Genomic DNA, 19,591 nt, shown 5'->3' with positions numbered 1-19,591 from the left:
CATGAGACCGGAATTCGACATCTATGGGATCTATCTGCCGAGCCTCGCGGTTCTGGCGTTGGGCGCTTATTTCGCAAATTCGCTAATGCAGCGATTGCTCGCACGCGCCCGTTTTTACCGTTTTGTGTGGCACAGGCCTCTTTTTGATGCCGCCATGTACTTCTGCATTCTTGGCGCAAGCGCCGTCATCTTAAATGGAATACCACTATGAAGAAGCTTTTCGCACATTCGGGCCGGGTCTTTCTAACTCTCGTCATGGTCACAATGGCAGGGCTTCTCGGCTGGCACCTCTGGGATTATTACATGAACGCCCCGTGGACACGTGACGGCAAGATCCGCGCCGATGTGGTGCGTCTTGCACCCGATGTTTCGGGTCTGGTGAGCGAGGTTCTGGTGCACGACAATCAGGACATCAAACAGGGTGATGTGATTTTCCGTATCGATCAGGCACGCTACAAGCTTGCCTTGCAGCAGGCACAAGCTAAGCTTGCCAGCAGCAAGGCCGCACTCGATATGGCCAATCGTGATCTTACCCGCTATCGCAAGCTGAATGACACCACGGTCACACAACAGAAGATGGAGCAGATCGAAACCACGACGATGCAGGCAGAGGCCACCTATCGTCAGGCCGAACTCGACCGTGATCTCGCTTCACTCAATCTGGAACGTTCGTCTGTCAAAGCGCCGGTAAATGGTGTCATCACCAATTTCTCGCTTCAGCCCGGCGATTATGTAACCGCCGGTTCCGCAGTCACGGCGTTGGTCGATACGGACTCGTTCTACGTGTCGGGCTATTTTGAGGAAAACAAACTTGAACGCATCAATATCGGCGATCCAGTTGTGATCGACGTGATGGGTAGCAAGCTGAAGCTTAAGGGGCAGGTTGAAGGCATCGCCGGCGGTATTGAAGATCGCGAACGTAGCGATTCAACCAGTCTCCTGGCCAATGTTTCACCGACATTTAACTGGGTGCGTCTGGCGCAGCGGGTTCCTGTGCGTGTGAAGCTTGAAGATGTGCCGCAGGGTGTGCATCTGGTGGCAGGGCGAACTGTCAGCGTTTCAGTCGTTAACTGATCAAACGATGTAATTTACGCAAGTCAAAGCCCGGCTGTTGCCCGGGCTTTTTTCATGATAGCTCTTTGTTAGCAAAAGCTTGGGAACTGAAACATGAGCGTGTTGGTCGTCCAGAATTATCCAGATTCAGGCCTGGGGCAGATTGAGCCGATTCTGATTGAGGCGGGTCACACAATCGATATCCGACACGCCTATAATGGCGATCTGCTTCCCCAGGATGACAATCAGCACGAGGCTTTGATCGTGCTTGGTGGCGAGCAGAACGCGCTAGACGATGGCGACTATCCATATTTCCCTCGTTTGCTCAATCTAATTCGGGCCTTTGGCAAGAACGACAAGGCTGTGCTTGGCATTTGTCTTGGCAGTCAGCTCGTTGCGCGCGCCTATGGCGGGAAAAATATTCTCGACCGCCCGATGGAATTTGGCTGGCATCAGGTGCGCCTGACGAAGGAGGGGCAAAGCGATCCGGTTCTGTCTGCGGCCGGTTCAACCTTCCCTATTTTTCACTGGCACCGGGACACATTCACCCTGCCGGAGGCCGCTATTCATATGGCGACCAGCGACATGACGGCTCATCAGGCCTACCGCATCGGGCGTGCAGTTTACGCTACACAGTTTCATTTCGAGGCCGATACCAAACTCGTCGTTGAATGGAGCGAAACGCTCTGCGATACGATTGCCAGATTCGATTCTGATTGGGCGGCGGCACTCCCGGATAATCTTCTGCAATCGGGCGCTGCAGCGGACAAGGCGGGGGCTGCTTTGGCGCGTGCCTGGGTTGGTGTAATCGGCAATAACGACTAAAAAATTGGCGGCAAACAACGTCATGGACGGATAAGGCGTTGCGACTTTGCCACAGGGCAAAACCATTTGGGTTTTTCCAGCGGAAAGCGGCAATTGTAGTCTGTTCGTTCAGTTGCAGGTAACTTTTTTCAGGTGTAACTGAGGCCAACTTCTGGGCGGTCAGTGACTAGGCAAGGTTCAGGCCTTGGCTATCAGGAAAGCTCGGTTCATCGTTTCCCTTGGTAACCTCGAAAGAGTTTTCGACCATGACCGCTAAGCATGCCGCACTTCTCACTGTCCTGATGATCTCTGCGATTGTGTTTATGGCAGTTGGCATTTTCACCGTCGATGCTGGAAACAGCATGACGTCTACTGACGGCTACGGCATTTCAAGCGCGCGTTAAATTATAGTGTTGGTGGCGGCGGGGCCAGTCGCTTCCAGAAAACGCTTCTCCAGCCCGTCGATCACGATGGCTGAAAGTTTGCCGCTTTTCCATGCATAAGTATCAAGATTGACACGATTGGTCTGAACATCGACAGCACTCTGCGGGGTATGCCCGTGGATGATGACCTTTTCCAATGGATCAGTCCATCTCAGAAACAGAGTCCTGATCCACATCAGGTCGTCGCGATCCTGTGCATTGAGAGAAACTGCCGGGTTCACGCCTGCATGACAGAAAAAGAAATCACCAAAACTCAACCAGGACGGCATCGAGCGAATATAATCTATATGCGCCGCCGGGATCCTGTTGACCAGTTGCTTATATGCTTCTGCAGCCGAAGCCGTGTTGGTATAGTCTACTTCCACGCCGTATGATCTAGCCGTGTCACTGCCACCATGAAGCGCAAAAATGCCATTCGTATCGCCGGTGGCGAGATAGCGCAGAAAACCGTCGTCATGATTGCCGATCAGCGAGAGAGTGCGGGGATCGTGTGTTGACGCGTGGATCAGAAAGTCCAGAACACCTTTGGAATCCGGTCCTCTGTCGATGTAGTCGCCTAAATGAATGATGCGCCAGTCGTGGGTTGGGTTGCGATCAATATCGGCATGGATTAATCCGTGCATATCCTGCAACAGATCAAGGCGACCATGCACATCGCCAATTGCATATAGCCGGATGCCTTCCGGGCCTTTCGCATGCTGTAGAGTAACGCCACTCATAGTCGTTGCCTTCAGTAAAGCGCCGCGTCAAAACAGACGCACAACTGACGCTATAACGCATTGAATTTCTGCATAATTTTAGCTCGTTGGAAACATAACAAGGCAAGATTATGCGGTGGTGTCTTTGCCCACTCGCTGACGATAGCGCAATTGCGATACGCGTTCGCGTTCGTCGTTGAGTTCACGGTCGTTCGTTGCCTGTTCCACAAAGCGGATATGTTTTTGCACCGCTTCGCGTGCGGCTTGGGGATTACCGGCAATAACGGCGTCGTAAATAGTGCGGTGCTGTGACAGCAGCATATCAGCGACGCCTGGATAGCTGTAAATAAGCCCGCGATTGTAAAAGACACCATCCTTCAGCAATTGATAACAGGAACGCAAAGTGTGCAGCAGCACGATATTGTGTGCAGCTTCACCGATGGCATTGTGGAACTCGACATCGAGCTGCGCACCTTTATTAAGATCGCTGGCGCGGTTGGCGTCTTCCATAGCGGTCATAATTTCGGCCAGGAGAGCCTTGTCGGCTGACGTAGCGCGAAGGGCCGCATATTCGGCTGCCACGCTCTCGATCTCACGGCGATATTCGAGGTAGTCGGTGGTTGCTTTTTTATGCTCACCAAAAAGCTTCACAACAGGCGCGCTGAACACTTGACCAATTACGTTGGCCACAAATGTTCCTTCGCCGTGGCGCGAGTTGAGAAGTCCGGCACTTTCAAGACGCTTGAGCGCGTCACGCAGAATGGGACGCGAGACATCAAATTGCCGTGCAAGGTCACGCTCGCCAGGAAGACGATCCCCGCCTCGCAGAACGCCTTCGAGAATCAGGCTCTCGATCTGATGTACAACATCGTCCGCCGTGCGGCTTGCGTGAATGCGGGAAAAAATTGTCTCGACCATGTCGTCTGCAGCCTCCGTCATGGCTGCAAACTATCCCTAAGCCATCAGGGGAGCAACGGGTCTTAAATTTGATAAATAAAAACCCCGGAAACGAGGCTTCCGGGGTGGGGGGAACAGGGGCTTTATCAAGCCTTCTTGCGTTTGCGGCCTGAAACGAAAACAACGATCCCAGCTACGAGGCCATACATTGCCCACTTGAAGGGAAGGACATCTGCGGTTTCGCTGCGGATTGGAAGCACAGTCACAGTACCAGGGCGGCTTTCAAAGCCGGTTTTGCCTTCGGCCTTTGCCTGCTCGATCTGCTGGGGGGAAACAACCCATTCTGCGCCGCGCGACTTGTCGTAGAACATGAAGCCGCAGCCGACAATGACGGCAACAATGAGTGCTAGAATAAGGCGTGTAGGTGTGTTCATCATCATTCCTCGAAAATCGAAATGGCAGGGAGGAAAACCATTTGATTCGTTTGATTGACGGGCTGGATGGCAATAAGCTTGTTGAAAAACAGATGCTTAGCCGACTATTATTTAGATGCCTTCAGCGAAGGTCAAGCGCGTTCATACGCAAATAGCTAAACTTAGTCTATTTCTTAGGCGGGCTTTCTGGTGAGCTGCCACTTTCCCAATAAGGAATCGGCCCGTAAAGGTCTGCCAGATAGTCGATGAAGAGACGCACCTTGGCTGGCAGGAACTGTTTAGAGGGGTAAACGGCGTGGATGGCAACATTTCGCGATGCGGCATATTCCGGCAATACTTGGACGAGCTTGCCTTCAGCGAGTTCAGGGCCAATATCCCAGGTTGAACGCTGTGCGATTCCAAGACCCGCCAGTACTGCCTCGCGTACCATTTCGCTCGAATTGGTCTGAAGCGGACCTACTGGTCGAATGGTGATCGGTCCTTTCGGACCTTCAAGCCGCCACGGATCATTGTTGTGTGGAGCGAGACAGATATGATCGGCAAGATCATCGATCGTCTCCGGCTTCCCGCGTTCTGCAATATAGTGCGGGGATGCTGCGAGAATTCTGCGCACTGGCGCAAGGCGGCGAGCGACTAGGGTAGAATCGGATAGTTCGCCAATCCGGATGGCAAGGTCATAACCGTCACCGACAATATCGACCATTTCGTCTGAGAGCTGCATATTGACGGTAAGGTCGGCATTGGCACGCATGAAAGGCACCAGATAAGGCGCAATATGCATTCGGCCGAAAGTTGTGGGAGCGGAGATTTTCAGTGTCCCGCGGGCATCCGCAGAGCGCCGCGCCACAAAGGCTTCCGCCTCTTCGATGTTGGATAGAATAGCAAGCACGCGTTCATGATAACCATGACCTGCTTCAGTAAGTGCTATTTGGCGCGTCGTGCGTTGGAGCAGACGAGTCCCGAGGCGCTCCTCAAGACGGCCGAGCCGCTTGGAGACAACGGCAGGTGACAGGCCGAGATCGCGTGCTGCTGCTGACATGCTGCCGGTTGCGACAACGCGCGCGAAAATCTCCATATCGGCCAGACTGCTCATCATGATAGTTTCAAATCCTCCCCGACAGCCTTTTGTGCCGACCTTCATCTAGCCGAGGCATCGTTGGGATCGCAAGGCGATTATGCCGCAGTGTCAAAACTGTTTCGCCATAGGCATGATTGGTAAAAATAGTTTACCAATCATGCAAAGTCGCTGGGAGGCGGAGGAAATATGAGCGGATTGGTCATGCCGGAGCCGGATGCGAACGTTTTGCAAAGACGGGCTGCAATTGTTGCAGACTTACGCAATATCGTACCCGGGGAAGGGATAGTCGACACGATCAATGCAATGCGCGTCTTTGAAAGTGACGGGCTGACCGCTCATCGTTCGCTTCCCCTCGTCGTTGTCCTGCCTGAAACAGTCGATCAAGTCTCGAGTGTTTTGAGATATTGTCATGACAACGGTATTCGCGTGGTGCCACGCGGTGCTGGCACCTCATTGTCTGGGGGGGCCATGCCGCTGGCCGATGCCGTGCTTCTTGGCATGTCGCGGTTCAATCAGATTCTGGAAATCGATTATCCCAATCGTGTGGCTGTCGTGCAACCTGGTGTAACCAATCTTGGAATTACCAAGGCAGTCGAGCATGAGGGATTTTACTATGCGCCTGACCCATCATCTCAGATTGCCTGCTCGATAGGCGGCAATGTTGCCGAAAACGCAGGTGGCGTGCATTGCTTGAAATATGGGCTTACTGCCAACAACGTGCTTGGCATCGAAATGGTGCTTATAACAGGCGAAGTGTTACGCCTTGGCGGCAAGCACCTTGATTGCGAAGGCTATGATCTTCTGGGACTGATGACGGGTTCAGAAGGTTTGCTTGGGGTCGTGACAGAAATCACCGTTCGCATTCTGCAAAAGCCTGAAACTGCCCGTGCTGTGATGGTCGGGTTTCCATCGAGCGAGCAGGCTGGACAATGCGTCGCTGATATTATTGGTGCCGGGATCATTCCGGGTGGTATGGAAATGATGGACCGGCCTGCTATCCGCGCAGCAGAAGATTTTGTCCGCGTTGGCTATCCGCTTGATGTCGAGGCGCTTTTGATCGTGGAACTTGATGGGCCGCCGATTGAAGTCGATCACCTGATTGGAGCGGTGGAGAGCATTGCACTCAAAAATGGCTCGACCACTTGCATCCTGTCGCAGTCGGAAGAACAGCGACTGGCTTTCTGGGCTGGTCGTAAGGCGGCCTTCCCAGCGGTGGGGCGTATCTCGCCGGATTATCTTTGCATGGATGGAACTATCCCCCGCAAGGAACTCCCGCGGGTCTTGTCGGGAATGCGTGAGCTCTCAGAAAAATACGGCCTTCGGGTCGCCAACGTTTTTCATGCAGGCGATGGCAATTTGCATCCGCTCATCCTCTATGATGCAAACATTCCTGGAGAGCTGGAGGCAGCGGAAGATTTCGGCGCCGACATTCTGCGTCTTTGCGTGAAGGTTGGTGGCGTGCTGACTGGCGAGCACGGCGTGGGTATCGAAAAGCGCGATCTCATGCCGGAGATGTTCAACGAAATTGATCTCGATCAGCAGATGCGTGTGAAATGTGCCTTTGATGCCAAGCACCTGCTCAATCCCGGCAAGGTCTTTCCGCAACTGCGCCGTTGTGCCGAGCTTGGCCGTATGCATGTCCATCGGGGCGAGCTCGCCTTCCCCGACATTCCGCGTTTCTGATCTTTGGTTGTGAAGATGACTGATGCAAATATTTTAATACCGCAGGATGAAGCGCGTGTCGTTGAGGCCGTCCAATGGGCACTCGGGACGTCCACCCCGCTGGAGATTATCGGCAATGGTTCAAAGCGTGGGATTGGTCGCCCTGTTCAGGCGGACCATGTTCTGGATGTGTCGCAGCTTTCGGGTATCACGCTCTATGAGCCCGATGAGTTGGTGCTGGCGGCAAAGGCTGGCACACCTGTTGCCGAGATTGAAAAACTTCTCATCGCAAACAACCAGTGCTTTCATTTTGAACCGATGGATTATGGGCCATTGTTGGGTGGCAAGGCAGGCCGTGGGACAATTGGCGGTGTTTTGGCTTCCAATCTGTCGGGGCCGCGTCGGTTGAAGGCGGGCGCTGCGCGAGACCATATTTTGGGTGTGCGGGTGGTTTCGGGTCGGGGTGAATTGTTCAAATCCGGTGGGCGTGTGGTCAAGAATGTGACGGGCTATGATCTTTCCAAGGGCATGGCTAATTCCTGGGGTACGCTGGGGGTGGCAACGGAAGTAACGTTCAAGGTTCTGCCCAAGCCCGAAACCTCTGTGACGCTCGCCGTTCGCGGACTGGATGACGAGCAGGCATCCCGTATCATGGCCATGGCTATGGGATCACGTGAGGAAGTGTCATCGAGCGCCCATTTGCCGCCCACTGTCGCCAATCGTTTTCTCGATGGTAAGCTTGGCTGGGAAGCCGCAACCATTCTGCGGCTGGAAGGTTTCGCACCGTCCGTCGCGCATCGAAGCAGGCAGTTACAAGCCTTATTTGGCCGGGCGGTAACAGTCGACGTGATTGACGAGCCTCAATCGATACAGCTCTGGACAGAAGTTCGCGATGTGCTGCCCTATGCGCAGGCTGGCGATGCCCGCGCGGTCTGGCGTGTTTCAATGGCACCGTTGCAGGGCTGGCGTATGATTGATGAGTTTCGCCGCCATGCAGGCGTCGATGCCTATTATGACTGGCAGGGTGGCTTGATCTGGTTGCGTATGGAAGCCGAGCCGGAAGCTCGGACACTGCGGAAGCTGGTCGTCAAATACGGTGGCGGCCATGCAACGCTGATACGCGCACCGGAATTTATGCGTGCCAACATTGATGTATTTGAACCGCAACCGGCAGCGCTTGCAGCGCTTTCACAGCGGCTGAAATACCAGTTTGATCCGGAAAACATTCTGAATCCGGGACGTATGTATCCTGAGCAGGCGGGAGTGTGAGCCATGCAGACCCATTTCAGCCCTGAACAATTGCTCGATCCAGGTGTCAGCGAAGCAGATAAAATCCTGCGTAAATGCGTGCATTGCGGCTTTTGCACAGCGACATGTCCAACCTATGTTACGCTTGGTAATGAACTCGATAGTCCGCGTGGACGCATTTATCTCATCAAGGATATGCTCGAAAACGGGCGTCCCGCTGACGAAGAAGTTGTACGCCACGTTGATCGGTGTCTTTCATGTCTTTCCTGTATGAGCACCTGTCCGTCGGGCGTCAATTACATGCATCTGGTCGATCATGCGCGTGCCCATATTGAAAAAACCTATAAGCGGCCTTTTATGAACCGATTTCTGCGCGGTGTGCTGGCGCAAGTTTTACCCTATCCGGGCCGGTTTCGTTTAGCGCTGAAGCTCGCCAAACTCGGACAACCATTCGCACCGCTTATGCAGAAAAGTGCGAGCCTGAAGCCTATCGCAGCCATGCTGGCACTCGCACCGCATAACCTTCCCGCCAAAGCGGATCCTGTAGAAATAAGCGTTGCCAAGGGCGAAAAGCGCGGACGTGTTGCGATCCTCAATGGATGCGCGCAACCCGTGCTTAATCCAGGCATCAATGCCGCGACACTCAGATTGCTCAATCGGTTTGGCATTGAAGTGGTAGCCCCGAAGAATGAAGGTTGCTGTGGTTCACTTGTTCACCATATGGGACGTGAGGAGCAGGCGCTCGATCAGGCCCGGCATAATGTCGATGTCTGGACGCGAGAGATCGAGAAGGGCGGTCTCGATGCGATTATCGTGACGGCTTCTGGCTGCGGAACGACGATCAAGGATTACGGTTACATGTTGCGGCTCGACCCAGCCTACAAGGATAAAGCTGCGCTTGTATCATCGCTCGCCCAAGATATCACCGAATATCTGACGACCATTGAACTGCCGCAACCGGAAGAGCCGAAGATGCTGACGGTTGCCTATCATTCTGCCTGCTCTATGCAGCATGGCCAGAAGATTGTGCGCCAGCCAAAAGACCTGCTTTCAAAAGCGGGTTTCACGGTGAAAGAGCCATTGGAGGGACATCTTTGCTGTGGTTCGGCGGGCACCTACAATATTATGCAACCCGAGATCGCGACCAAACTTCGTGATCGCAAGGTCAAGAATATTGAGGCGACCGGTGCCGATCTGGTTGCGACGGGCAATATCGGTTGTATGACGCAGATCGCAACAGGCAGTAAACTGCCAATTGTGCATACAGTTGAATTGCTCGACTGGGCCTATGGCGGACCAAAGCCCGTTGTGCTTTCAGGCTCCCGCCTTCACTGACCGTGCATGTTTGAGGGGAAAGCCCTTGAAGCTTTTCGTTTCTTTCAGCACGAAAGTGGTCTGCATTTCCTTGATGCGCGGCAAGCGGCGTAGGGTGGACATCGCAAAATCGGCATAGGTATCGAGGTCATGTGATACGACCTGCAACAGAAAGTCGGCGTCTCCAGCGATGCTGTAACAGGTGATGACTTCATCGAGGCTCATCAGTTCAGCAGCAAATTGCTCGGCTTCCGCTTCACTGTGACTATCAATTTTGATGCGAACAAAAGCCAGAACGCCAAGTCCTATTGCCTTTCGATCCAGCGTGGCGCGATAACCCTTTATCACGCCGTCTTCCTCCAGTTTGCGAACTTTGCGCCAGCTTGGAGAGGTGGACATGCCGACCTGATCCGCGAGCGCCTGATTTGTGAGGCGGCCGTCACCCTGCAAGGCTTCGAGAATCCTGATGTCGGATGGATCGAGTGCGCTCATATAGATTTACCTCAGAATCTGGTTTTTCTGGCAATGTCTACCATAAAACTACGTTTGGCGGGATAGATAGGCAGGATTTACCCCAGAGAGCGGTGTATTTCTCATTGAGATATTTCTGTTTCAGGAGCCGTCATGCACGAAGATTTGCGCCTTGCCATTGTTGTTAATCCCGAACTACCGCTCGGTCTGCTCGCCAATACGGTTGGCGCGATTTCGATAGGGCTGGGTGCAAAGCTGCCCCTCGTTGCCGCTCGACAACTGATCGATAAAAATGGCGTGGCAATTGATATCAGCTCGGATCGTCCGGTGCCCATTCTTCAGGCTGATGCGGAAACCCTCCGCTCCATTGCGTTAAAAGCGGTAGGCTTTGAAGAACGTCAGGCCGTCGTTGTCTTTCCCGCCTTCGCACGCTCGCTGCATGTCTATGCAGAATATGAAGCGGCTTTTCCTGAAAAAGAGCTTGCGAGCGAGGCGATCGACGGGCTGGGGATTGCAGGACCATCAAAATGGGTGCGCTCGCTCACGGGCAGCTTGAAACTGCTGCGATAGAGCATTTCGCATTTAAGCTCGGTTGTTCTGACGCTCTGCCTCCAATCGGTTTCCACTTTTGGGAGGCATTCTATAAAATAGCCCGGAGTTTCTCCGGGCTATTTTGTTCGATTACACCACCGAAAACGTCGCAGGGTTCGGTCCGATACGACCTTCTGTCTTGTCCAGCTTGGTAATCGCATCATGGTCGGTGCCATTGAGGCTGAAATCAAAGACTTCGAAATTTTCCTTGATGCGTGCTGGAGTTACCGACTTTGGAATGACTATGTTGCCGGTTTCGATATGCCAGCGCAGGATGATCTGAGCAACTGATTTGCCGTGCTTTTCAGCAATCGTTTTCAGCGTCGTGTTTTCGAGAATAGTGCCCTGTCCAAGTGGGCTCCACGCTTCGGTTGCGATGTTGTGCTTGCTGTGGAACAGACGCAGCTCATCCTGTTGGAATTGCGGGTGCAGTTCGATCTGGTTAAGAACAGGAACAACGTCGCTTTCCTTGAGAATGCGTTCAAGATCAGCAGTGCGGAAGTTCGACACGCCGATCGATTTCGCACGGCCCTCTTCCTTGATCTTGATGAAAGCGCGCCATGTTTCCATGAAAAGGTCTTTGGATGGGAGCGGCCAATGGATCAGATAAAGATCAACATATTCAGTGCCAAGCTTCCTGAGGCTTTCGTCAAAAGCTTTGAGCGTGGACTCATAACCTTGTTCTTTGTTCCAGAGCTTGGTCGTGAGGTAAATATCGCTGCGCGCGATGCCGGACTCGTTGATTGCCTTGCCGGTGCCTTCTTCGTTGCCGTAAATGGCAGCTGTATCGATGTGCCGGTAGCCCACCTTCAGCGCTTCGCTGACGGCTGAGATGGCTTCATCATTGCCGATTTGCCAAACACCATAACCGAGCTGCGGAATGTAATTGCCGTCGTTCAGTTTTACCGCCGGTACGGTCATGTTCAGTCCTTCCCTCTTACATATATTCTCGTCATTTTGCTTCCACAGCATATGGGTGTTCGCAAAAAAAGTGAAAGACCTTTCGACTGCCTTTATGTGTTAAGGTGGACGCTTTTCCTATAAAAACGTCAAAAGTTTCAATTCGATGACAAAAAGCCGCCGTCGGTTGTTTGTAACGGCGGCCTGAACGGACCCCTCACAGAAAGTCAGTGGAGGTTCCGTCAGCGAACGACGACGCGGGTGCCCACAGGAACGCGGCCATAGAGGTCGGTGACATCTTCGTTTCGCATGCGGAAACAGCCAGAAGACATGGCTTTACCGATAGTCCAGGGCTGGTTGGTGCCGTGAATTCGGTATAGTGTTGAACCGAGGTAAAGTGCGCGTGCGCCCAGAGGATTGTTGACCCCTCCCTTCATCTGCGCTGGCAGAATGCGGCCCTTTTTGCGTTCGCGGGCGATCATTTCCTTGGGTGGTGTCCAGGTTGGCCATTCCGCTTTGCGGCTCACACGCTGAGTGCCCTTCCACCCAAAACCCTGCTTGCCGACGCCGATGCCATAGCGGCGTGCCTGACCATTGTCTTCAACGAGATAAAGAAAACGCTTATTCGTATCAATGACCAGTGTTCCAGGCTTTTCGCCGCCCGAATACGACACAACCTGCGGCAGAAACATCGGATCGAACTGCTTCTTTTTGCGAACAACTTTTGCTGGATTTTCAGCAGGACGCTGCTGGCTCACACTTTGATACCGTGCCTTTGGTGGCTGCTTTTGCCGAACAACGGCGCGCTTTCGTGGTTGGGGTGCATCAATTGATGGTAAGACACGGACGGTTGGTCCATTGAGCTGGGCAATCCAGCGCTGCGATGTTTGATTGTCGACGCGAACCGGTGGTTGGGTCGCGTATCGATCGTTGGCAAAAGCCATGCTGGTGGTCACAATGGAAACGGCAATTGCCGCAAGTGATCCGATCAAAAGCAGATGACGTGGTTGCATAAGCCAAATCCGTCTGTTTTGCGTCCTGCATTCGCGCCGACGCTGTTGCCCGTCGCACTCCTGACATCTCCTGTCAGGAGAACGGCCCCGAATTTCATGGGCCCATTGTGCCGGGCAATGGAATCATAAAGGTAAATTTTGCTGCGTGTCGGGCTCTGGCTTGTCTCAAATTAAAGTTGTGGTTAGCAGCAAGTTGCGCGACATGATTAAAAATGCATAAAAGTCTGGAGACCAGAAATGAGCGATAAGGTGCTGGAAAAGACTGGATTGATCGTCAATGCAGATGGCAAAATGCGCTGCTTCTGGCCGGGCGAACTACCTGATTATATTGCCTATCACGACAATGAATGGGGCGTTCCGGTAACGAACGATCATCGCCTTTTTGAGAAAATCTGCCTTGAAGGGTTCCAGTCGGGTTTGTCTTGGCTGACGATTTTGCGCAAACGTGAAAATTTTCGAGCGGCTTTTGACGGTTTTGATTTCCGTCGTGTTTCGCTTTACGACGACAAGGATATAGAGCGCTTGCTTGCCGATAAGGGCATTGTCCGTCACCGTGGAAAAATCGCTTCCACGATTAACAATGCGAAACGCGCAATAGAGCTAGTTGAAGAAAAAGGCTCACTGGCTGCTTATTTCTGGTCGTTCGAGCCGGGTGAGAAGGATCGCCCGCAAATCGTAGATTATCCGACACTGTCTGCCAATCCCACCACCGCTACCTCAACGCGGATCTCTAAAGATCTCAAAAAGCGCGGTTGGTCTTTTGTCGGCCCGACCACGGTTTACGCGTTCATGCAAGCCATGGGGCTCGTCAATGATCATATTGAAGGCTGCCATTGCCGGCCTAACATTGAAAAGCTTCGATCTGCATTGACGAGACCTAATTAAGTGCGATTGCGGGGAATCCCCTTTTCTGCCAAAGCTACGACGCCTCGTTTCAGGAGTGTTGGAAATGGATCTGACGTCGCTCGCAGTTTTTGCTGGAATCTTGTTGGTAGCCGCTGGCACGCCGGGTCCTAATATCGGCGCCCTGGTCGCCCGTGTAATCAGTCGCGGTCATAAGGGTGTTTTCCCGTTCATGCTTGGGTTGTGGATAGGCGATGCGGTCTGGTTGTCATTGGCTGTTTGGGGGCTTTCAACGCTCGCTCACAATTTCCACACGGTCTTTCTCGTTCTTAAATATGGTGGCCTACTCTATCTGGCATATCTCGCTTGGAAGATGTGGTTTGCGCCCGTCAGCGATCTTATCAACGAAGAAATTATTCCCCGCCGCAATGAGGCTGGCGGTCTTTTTTTGAGCGCTCTGGCGATTACACTGGGCAATCCGAAGATCATGGTTTTCTATGTTGCCATCCTACCCACTGTGATTGATCTCACAGGTGTTTCAATCCTCGGCTGGGGTGAGTTGCTGTTGGTCATGTTCGCGGTTCTGGCAGTTGTTTATAATGCTTGGGTGCTGTTGGCCGTTCAGGCGCGCCGGTTTTTGCGTACGCCTCGCATGGTGAAGATTGCCAATCGTACATGCGCGGGAATGATGGCTGGCGTGGCTGTCGCCATCGCCACGCGCTGATCACGGCTTTTAAAGCTCTTCCTGCACTTGCCGCACCCGGTTTGATGCGTTAGGAAACCGGCAACGGATTTGCCGGGTTTTCCGGTGCAACATGAACAAAATCAGCGATCAGGCGGGAAAAATGGCCGACAAAGCGGACAAGATGAAGGCGCGGTTGCCGCGCGGATTTGTCGATCGGGTGCCGGATGATTTGCGCGCCACCGAAAAGATGACGGCGACCATCCGCGAAGTCTACGACCTTTATGGTTTTGAGCCGGTTGAAACACCGCTCATCGAGTATACCGATGCGCTCGGAAAATTCCTTCCGGACCAGGATCGTCCGAACGAAGGTGTATTTTCGTTTCAGGATGATGATGAACAGTGGCTTTCGTTACGTTATGATTTGACCGCGCCGCTGGCGCGGTTCGTGGCTGAAAACTACGAAAGCCTGCCTAAGCCTTATCGCAGTTATCGCAACGGTTGGGTTTTCCGTAATGAGAAGCCGGGTCCTGGACGTTTCCGCCAGTTTATGCAGTTCGATGCCGATACGGTAGGCGCGCCAAACGTATCGGCTGATGCTGAAATGTGCATGATGATGGCAGACACGGTAGAACGCCTTGGCATTCAGCGCGGCGATTATGTGATCCGCGTCAACAACCGCAAGGTTCTCGACGGCGTTCTCGAAGCCATTGGACTTGATGGTGATGCGAATGCGGGCAAGCGCCTTAATGTTCTTCGTGCTATCGACAAGCTCGACAAGTTTGGCGCTGACGGCGTTCGTCTTTTGCTGGGCAAGGGTCGTCTTGACGAAAGCGGCGATTTCACCAAGGGCGCAGAACTGTCCGATGCCGCCGTGGAAAAGGTTCTGGCCTTCACCGCTGCGGGCGGTGCAACAGGTGCTGAAACCATCGCCAACTTGCAGGCCGTGGTTGCCGGTAACGCCAAAGGCGAGGAAGGCGTGAAAGAGCTTGCCGATATGGAAGCTCTGTTTGACGCTGGTGGCTATGAAGGTCGCGTGAAGATCGATCCGTCGGTCGTGCGAGGTCTCGAATATTACACCGGTCCCGTGTTTGAAGCCGAGCTTTTGTTCGATGTCACCAACGAAGATGGCCAGAAGGTCGTGTTCGGTTCGGTTGGTGGCGGTGGTCGTTATGACGGTCTGGTGTCCCGCTTCCGCGGTGAGCCAGTCCCGGCCACCGGCTTCTCCATCGGCGTTTCGCGCCTGATGACAGCGTTGAAAAATCTCGGCAAGCTTGATGTGTCGGACGTGGTTGGTCCGGTCGTCGTGCTGGTCATGGACAAGGACGCCGCAAGCCTCGGTCGTTATCAGAAGATGGTTTCCGATCTGCGTCAGGCAGGCATCCGTGCTGAAATGTATGTCGGTGGTTCCGGCATGAAGGCGCAGATGAAATATGCTGACCGCCGGGATGCGCCATGTGTGATCATTCAGGGTTCGCAGGAGCGCGAAGCTGGCGAAGTTCAGATCAAGGATCTGATCGAAGGCAAACGGATATCAGCCGAGATTGAAGACAACGCAACCTGGCGCGAAAGTCGACCGGCGCAGGTTACGGTTAAGGAAGAGGCTATCGTTGCTGTAGTGCGCGAAATTCTTGAAGCGCAGGCAAGTGATCGCGCGCAGCAGGCGAAGTGACGGTTAACATGGCAGGTCAACGCACATCTTCAGTCCTTAGCACGCTCCGCGGGCAACTTGATGCCCGTGAAGCCGAGCTTGTCGATATTCCACTGATCCAGCCTGCTGATCCGTTTCTGGATATGGCGGGCGAGGATTTGCGCCGCCGCATTTTTCTCACCGAGAACGAAAATGGCGATAGCCTTTGCTTGCGGCCAGAATTTACAATTCCTGTCTGCCGCAATCATATCGAACTCAATGCTGCAACGCCTAAGCGCTATGCATATCTTGGAGAAGTGTTCCGCCAGCGTCGTGATGGTGCGGCAGAGTTCCTTCAGGCCGGGATTGAGGATCTTGGTGCGACGGATGAAGCGGCTTCGGACGCGCGTTCGATTGCTGATGCGCTGGCCTGTGTCCATACCGCCGCGCCCGATGCAGCACTCGAAATTGTTCTCGGCGACCAGTCGGTTTTCGCAGGTATGCTAAAGGCATTGGGTCTTCCGCAAGGATGGCGCAAGAAGCTACTGCGTGCCTTTGGCGACGATCGCACAATGGAAGCAGCTTTAGCCGAGCTGACTGGCGAACAGCGCATTAACCCGTTGCCGGAGCATCTAGCCGGTCTCGTTGCGGAAGGTGATGAGGCAGGATTGGCTCGCATGCTTGAAGCTGAAATGCTTGAAGCTGGCATGTCACCGGGGGCAGGGCGTACGCCTGCCGAAATCGCGCGTCGTTTGATCGAAAAGGAAGATCTGGCTGCAGCACGTTTTCCATCATCTGCACTTGATGTGCTAAAACGTTTCCTTTCGACCCGCGTTTCGCTCGAAGTTGCAACGATTACATTGCGGGCATTTGCGGCCGACAACTCATTGGATCTAAGTGCGGTTCTGCAAAAGTTTGAAGCGCGCACGGATGCGATTATCGCTGCCGGTATTTCTGCTGAAGATATTGTTTACGACGCATCCTTCGGACGCCCGCTCGATTATTATACAGGTCTTGTTTATGAAATCCGTCAGGCGGGCGGCGACAAGGACATGGTGATTGCCGGGGGCGGCCGCTATGATCGGCTTTTGACCATGCTTGGTGCGTCCGAAAACATTCCGGGCGTCGGGTTTTCCATCTGGCTAGACCGACTTGAGGCGCTGAGCGGAGAACAATCATGACTGTAACGCTGGCGCTTCCGTCCAAAGGACGGCTAAAAGAGCAGACGCTCTCAGTGCTCGAAAAGGCAGGATACAAGGTCATTTTGCCAGATGACTCGCGCAATTACCGTGCACGGGTTGAAGGTGAAGGCGATCTCGACATTCTGTTCTTATCGGCTTCAGAAATCGCACGCGAGCTTGGCTATGGCAGCGTTGATCTGGGCGTTACCGGGGAAGACCTTATCCGTGAAACGTTAGCCCATGCCGATGAGCGCGTGGCGATTGAAGCAGAGCTCGGCTTTGGCCATGCTGATGTTGTGGTCGCTGTTCCGGAAGTGTGGCGGGACGTAACGACTATGGCCGACCTTGATGATGTTGCTGCGGACTTCCGCCAGCGTCATGGCCGCCGTCTGCGCATTGCTACCAAATACTGGCGCTTGACGCAGCAGTTCTTCTCGCAGAAGCATGGCATTCAGGTTTATCGCATCGTTGAAAGTTTGGGGGCAACTGAAGGCGCGCCTGCGGCGGGTTCTGCAGACATGATTGTCGATATCACCTCCACCGGTTCGACGCTCAAAGCCAATCAGCTCAAAGTACTTGAAGATGGAGTGATCCTGCGGTCGCAGGCTTGTCTGGTTTCAGCTCGTCGTAGCGATCAGAATGCCCGCGTTCAGGATGTGATTGCCCGTATCCGAAAGGGTCTGGTTGGCTAATAATATAATACTGAACCTAAAAAGCCGGTCTGAATTTCAGACCGGCTTTTTTGTTTTAGATTTTAGGCTTGCTGCCAATCAAGCCGTAATAGGCGATGTAGATGTAGCAGATGATAGGCATCAGGAATGCCAGATGAATGCCTACTCTATCTGCAAGCGCGCCTTGAATGAGCGGGATGATCGCGCCGCCAACGATGGCCAGACACAGGATCCCGGAACCCTGACTGGTGTGCTTTCCAAGGCCATGCAGAGCCAGACTGAAGATCGTCGGGAACATGATCGAGTTGAAGAGACCGATTGCCAGAACCGACCACATAGCGACATGGCCAGTGGTTGCAACTGTGATGAGAAGCAGAATGATGGCCATAGCGGCATTAAACGCCAGCGCCTTGCCGTCATCGATATATCGCATGGCAACTGCGCCAATAAAGCGACCGAGCATTGCGCCGCCCCAGAAGTAGGAAACGTAATGTGCAGCCTCAGATTCTGCCAGACCTGCAACATTGGGGTCGTTGAGGAAATTGACGAGGAAACTGCCTACGCTGACCTCAGCGCCGACATAGACGAACAGGCCGATAGAGCCCAAGACAAGATGGCGATACTGCCAAGCTGAACCATCTTCTTTTGTGAGGACCGCCGTTTCTTCTTCCTGAACGTCAGGCAGTTTCAAGATTGCGAAAACGATTGCGAGAACCGCGAAAGCAAGCGCCAGCATGAGGTAAGGGAACTGTACTGCATCCGCTTGCGCAGAGCTTGCTGCATCACTGGTTGCTGCGGACAGTATCAGGAGCGCTCCGAAAGATGGTGCGACGGTTGTGCCGAGCGAGTTGAAAGCCTGTGTCAGTGTCAAACGGCTGGCGGCTGTTTCAGGCGCGCCCAGAATGGTGACATAGGGATTTGCCGCGACCTGAAGAATGGTTACACCCGAAGCCAGCACGAAAAGCGCGCCAAGAAAGAGTTCGTAAACCCGATAGGAGGCGGCCGGAATGAACAGCGCGCAGCCGACGGCTGCAATGACCAGACCGGTCACGATCCCCCATTTATAAGATATACGTTTGACAAGTGCGCCAGCGGGCAGTGAGACGATGAAGTAAGCACCAAAGAAACAGAACTGGATCAGCATCGACTGGAAGTAGTTTAGCTGAAAAACTCCCTTGAGATGCGGGATGAGAATGTCGTTGAGACAAGTGATGAAGCCCCACATGAAGAAGAGCATCGTGAGGCTGGCAAGTGCAAAGCTGTAATTGTTGCCCGTATGGGCATCAGCACGAGGCTGACTGTTCGTTGCGGGTGAAACGGCCATTTTTTCTCTACAAGCTAAGTTATGAGACACGTCTGGGAGGACGATATGTCTTTCCAAAATTAAAATAGGCGGTTGCAATATCTTACAAGATCGTGCGGTGCAATCATTGCGAGCTCTAAGTAACAGTTCTGTGTCTTGATAAAGTTGATACTAAAAAGCCGTGCTCATGAAGCACGGCTTTTCAAGGTCGGGCATGAGAGCGGGAATTAGCCGCGCTTTGCGTCGATCGAAATCGAACCTGCCCCCTGCAGTGCAAGAAGGATCAGACCGCCAGCAATGGCGAGGTTCTTCTGTGCCATCATCGCGTTCATGCCTTCAGCGAAGTTCATGTGCGCTACAAGCGTTGCACCGATGGTGAACAGAGCCACGATTGCAGCAGCAATACGTGTCTGGAAACCAACGAGAATGGCGAGGCCGCCTACGAACTCAACAAGGCCAACGAGAACAGCGGTTACAGTTGGAACCGGGAGTCCGAGGCCCGCAAAGTAACCAGCTGTGCCGGAAATCGCAGTCAGCTTGCTAAAGCCAGCGAGAATAAACAGGATCGAAAGAAAGACGCGTGCGACGAGCGTGGCAAAGCCGTTGCTCTGAGGAGTGATAGACGACATCAGGGGAATCTCCAATTAAACTGACCAACCCAATACCTGCTCCACA

Annotated in this window: 22 protein-coding genes; 13 read left to right on the top strand and 9 right to left on the bottom strand. The window is 53.4% G+C overall.

The window, feature by feature from the left end:
- Position 1 precedes the first annotated feature (1 nt).
- The 4 genes from KMS41_17860 (at position 2) to KMS41_17845 (ending at position 2,261) form a co-directional block, all read left to right on the top strand.
- Positions 2-211: a DUF1656 domain-containing protein gene (locus KMS41_17860; protein ID QWK79342.1), complete on the top strand. Its 210-nt coding sequence runs from the start codon at positions 2-4 to the stop codon at positions 209-211.
- Positions 208-1,074: an HlyD family secretion protein gene (locus KMS41_17855; protein QWK79341.1), complete on the top strand. Its 867-nt coding sequence runs from the start codon at positions 208-210 to the stop codon at positions 1,072-1,074. The genes KMS41_17860 and KMS41_17855 overlap by 4 nt, the downstream gene beginning before the upstream one ends.
- A gap of 93 nt (positions 1,075-1,167) precedes the next feature.
- Positions 1,168-1,878 (top strand): type 1 glutamine amidotransferase, encoded by a 711-nt coding sequence (locus KMS41_17850; GenBank protein QWK79340.1) that lies wholly within the window; start codon positions 1,168-1,170, stop codon positions 1,876-1,878.
- A gap of 245 nt (positions 1,879-2,123) precedes the next feature.
- The gene (locus KMS41_17845) at positions 2,124-2,261 is read left to right on the top strand and encodes a hypothetical protein (protein QWK79339.1); all 138 of its coding nucleotides are present in this window, start codon (positions 2,124-2,126) and stop codon (positions 2,259-2,261) included.
- On the opposite strand, the gene KMS41_17840 is transcribed toward KMS41_17845, so the two are convergent.
- The 4 genes from KMS41_17840 to KMS41_17825 form a co-directional block, all read right to left on the bottom strand.
- Positions 2,258-3,019: a metallophosphoesterase gene (locus KMS41_17840; GenBank protein ID QWK79338.1), complete on the bottom strand. Its 762-nt coding sequence runs from the start codon at positions 3,017-3,019 to the stop codon at positions 2,258-2,260. The two genes, KMS41_17845 and KMS41_17840, sit on opposite strands and share 4 nt — an antisense overlap.
- Before the next feature lie 108 nt (positions 3,020-3,127).
- Positions 3,128-3,916 (bottom strand): FCD domain-containing protein, encoded by a 789-nt coding sequence (locus KMS41_17835; GenBank protein QWK80302.1) that lies wholly within the window; start codon positions 3,914-3,916, stop codon positions 3,128-3,130.
- A gap of 125 nt (positions 3,917-4,041) precedes the next feature.
- Positions 4,042-4,329 carry a hypothetical protein gene (locus KMS41_17830; GenBank protein ID QWK80301.1) on the bottom strand — a complete coding sequence of 96 codons (288 nt, stop codon included), beginning with the start codon at positions 4,327-4,329 and terminating at the stop codon, positions 4,042-4,044.
- Positions 4,330-4,495: 166 nt separating this feature from the next.
- Positions 4,496-5,425: a LysR family transcriptional regulator gene (locus tag KMS41_17825; GenBank protein QWK79337.1), complete on the bottom strand. Its 930-nt coding sequence runs from the start codon at positions 5,423-5,425 to the stop codon at positions 4,496-4,498.
- A gap of 168 nt (positions 5,426-5,593) precedes the next feature.
- On the opposite strand from KMS41_17825, the gene KMS41_17820 reads away from it, so the two are divergent.
- Genes KMS41_17820 through glcF form a run of 3 tightly spaced genes read left to right on the top strand, consistent with a single transcriptional unit; the run spans position 5,594 to position 9,652 of the window.
- Positions 5,594-7,090 carry an FAD-binding protein gene (locus KMS41_17820; GenBank protein ID QWK79336.1) on the top strand — a complete coding sequence of 499 codons (1,497 nt, stop codon included), beginning with the start codon at positions 5,594-5,596 and terminating at the stop codon, positions 7,088-7,090.
- Between the two features lie 15 nt (positions 7,091-7,105).
- Entirely contained in the window at positions 7,106-8,338 is a 1,233-nt protein-coding gene (gene glcE / locus KMS41_17815) for a glycolate oxidase subunit GlcE (protein QWK79335.1), read from the top strand.
- Positions 8,339-8,341: 3 nt separating this feature from the next.
- Positions 8,342-9,652 carry a glycolate oxidase subunit GlcF gene (gene glcF, locus KMS41_17810; GenBank protein QWK79334.1) on the top strand — a complete coding sequence of 437 codons (1,311 nt, stop codon included), beginning with the start codon at positions 8,342-8,344 and terminating at the stop codon, positions 9,650-9,652.
- On the opposite strand, the gene KMS41_17805 is transcribed toward glcF, so the two are convergent.
- Positions 9,632-10,123: an Lrp/AsnC family transcriptional regulator gene (locus tag KMS41_17805; protein QWK79333.1), complete on the bottom strand. Its 492-nt coding sequence runs from the start codon at positions 10,121-10,123 to the stop codon at positions 9,632-9,634. The two genes, glcF and KMS41_17805, sit on opposite strands and share 21 nt — an antisense overlap.
- A 132-nt stretch (positions 10,124-10,255) precedes the next feature.
- Between KMS41_17805 and KMS41_17800 the strand changes: the two genes are divergently transcribed.
- A complete protein-coding gene (locus KMS41_17800) occupies positions 10,256-10,672 on the top strand; it encodes a DUF2000 domain-containing protein (protein QWK79332.1) in 417 nt (138 codons plus the stop codon).
- Between the two features lie 111 nt (positions 10,673-10,783).
- Here KMS41_17800 and KMS41_17795 read toward each other — a convergent pair whose 3' ends face one another.
- Both KMS41_17795 and KMS41_17790 read right to left on the bottom strand, forming a co-directional pair.
- Positions 10,784-11,614, bottom strand: coding sequence for an aldo/keto reductase (locus KMS41_17795; protein ID QWK79331.1), 831 nt, complete (start codon positions 11,612-11,614; stop codon positions 10,784-10,786).
- A 221-nt stretch (positions 11,615-11,835) separates the two neighbouring features.
- Positions 11,836-12,606, bottom strand: a complete 771-nt coding sequence (locus KMS41_17790; protein QWK79330.1) for a L,D-transpeptidase — start codon at positions 12,604-12,606, stop codon at positions 11,836-11,838.
- A 237-nt stretch (positions 12,607-12,843) separates the two neighbouring features.
- Here KMS41_17790 and KMS41_17785 point away from each other — a divergent pair, with 237 nt between their 5' ends.
- The 5 genes from KMS41_17785 to KMS41_17765 all read left to right on the top strand — a co-directional run bounded on the left by KMS41_17785 (position 12,844) and on the right by KMS41_17765 (position 17,634).
- Positions 12,844-13,491: a DNA-3-methyladenine glycosylase I gene (locus KMS41_17785; GenBank protein QWK79329.1), complete on the top strand. Its 648-nt coding sequence runs from the start codon at positions 12,844-12,846 to the stop codon at positions 13,489-13,491.
- A gap of 64 nt (positions 13,492-13,555) precedes the next feature.
- Positions 13,556-14,173, top strand: coding sequence for a LysE family translocator (locus tag KMS41_17780; protein ID QWK79328.1), 618 nt, complete (start codon positions 13,556-13,558; stop codon positions 14,171-14,173).
- 121 nt (positions 14,174-14,294) lie between these two features.
- On the top strand, positions 14,295-15,803 hold the full coding sequence (gene hisS / locus KMS41_17775) for a histidine--tRNA ligase (protein ID QWK79327.1): 1,509 nt from the start codon (positions 14,295-14,297) through the stop codon (positions 15,801-15,803).
- 8 nt (positions 15,804-15,811) lie between these two features.
- The gene (locus tag KMS41_17770) at positions 15,812-16,942 is read left to right on the top strand and encodes an ATP phosphoribosyltransferase regulatory subunit (protein ID QWK79326.1); all 1,131 of its coding nucleotides are present in this window, start codon (positions 15,812-15,814) and stop codon (positions 16,940-16,942) included.
- Positions 16,939-17,634 (top strand): ATP phosphoribosyltransferase, encoded by a 696-nt coding sequence (locus KMS41_17765; GenBank protein ID QWK79325.1) that lies wholly within the window; start codon positions 16,939-16,941, stop codon positions 17,632-17,634. Before KMS41_17770 ends, KMS41_17765 begins: the two co-directional genes overlap by 4 nt.
- Before the next feature lie 55 nt (positions 17,635-17,689).
- Here the strand turns inward: KMS41_17765 and KMS41_17760 are convergent, their stop codons facing one another.
- Together KMS41_17760 and KMS41_17755 are read right to left on the bottom strand one after the other, a co-directional pair.
- On the bottom strand, positions 17,690-18,937 hold the full coding sequence (locus tag KMS41_17760; GenBank protein QWK79324.1) for a sugar MFS transporter: 1,248 nt from the start codon (positions 18,935-18,937) through the stop codon (positions 17,690-17,692).
- A 206-nt stretch (positions 18,938-19,143) separates the two neighbouring features.
- Positions 19,144-19,545, bottom strand: a complete 402-nt coding sequence (locus tag KMS41_17755; protein ID QWK79323.1) for a DoxX family protein — start codon at positions 19,543-19,545, stop codon at positions 19,144-19,146.
- Positions 19,546-19,591: the final 46 nt, after the last annotated feature.

This window comes from Ochrobactrum sp. BTU1 (assembly GCA_018798825.1).
Taxonomy (GTDB): domain Bacteria; phylum Pseudomonadota; class Alphaproteobacteria; order Rhizobiales; family Rhizobiaceae; genus Brucella.
Note: the sequence above shows the minus strand (reverse complement) of the source record. Positions and strands in the feature narration are given on the sequence as shown.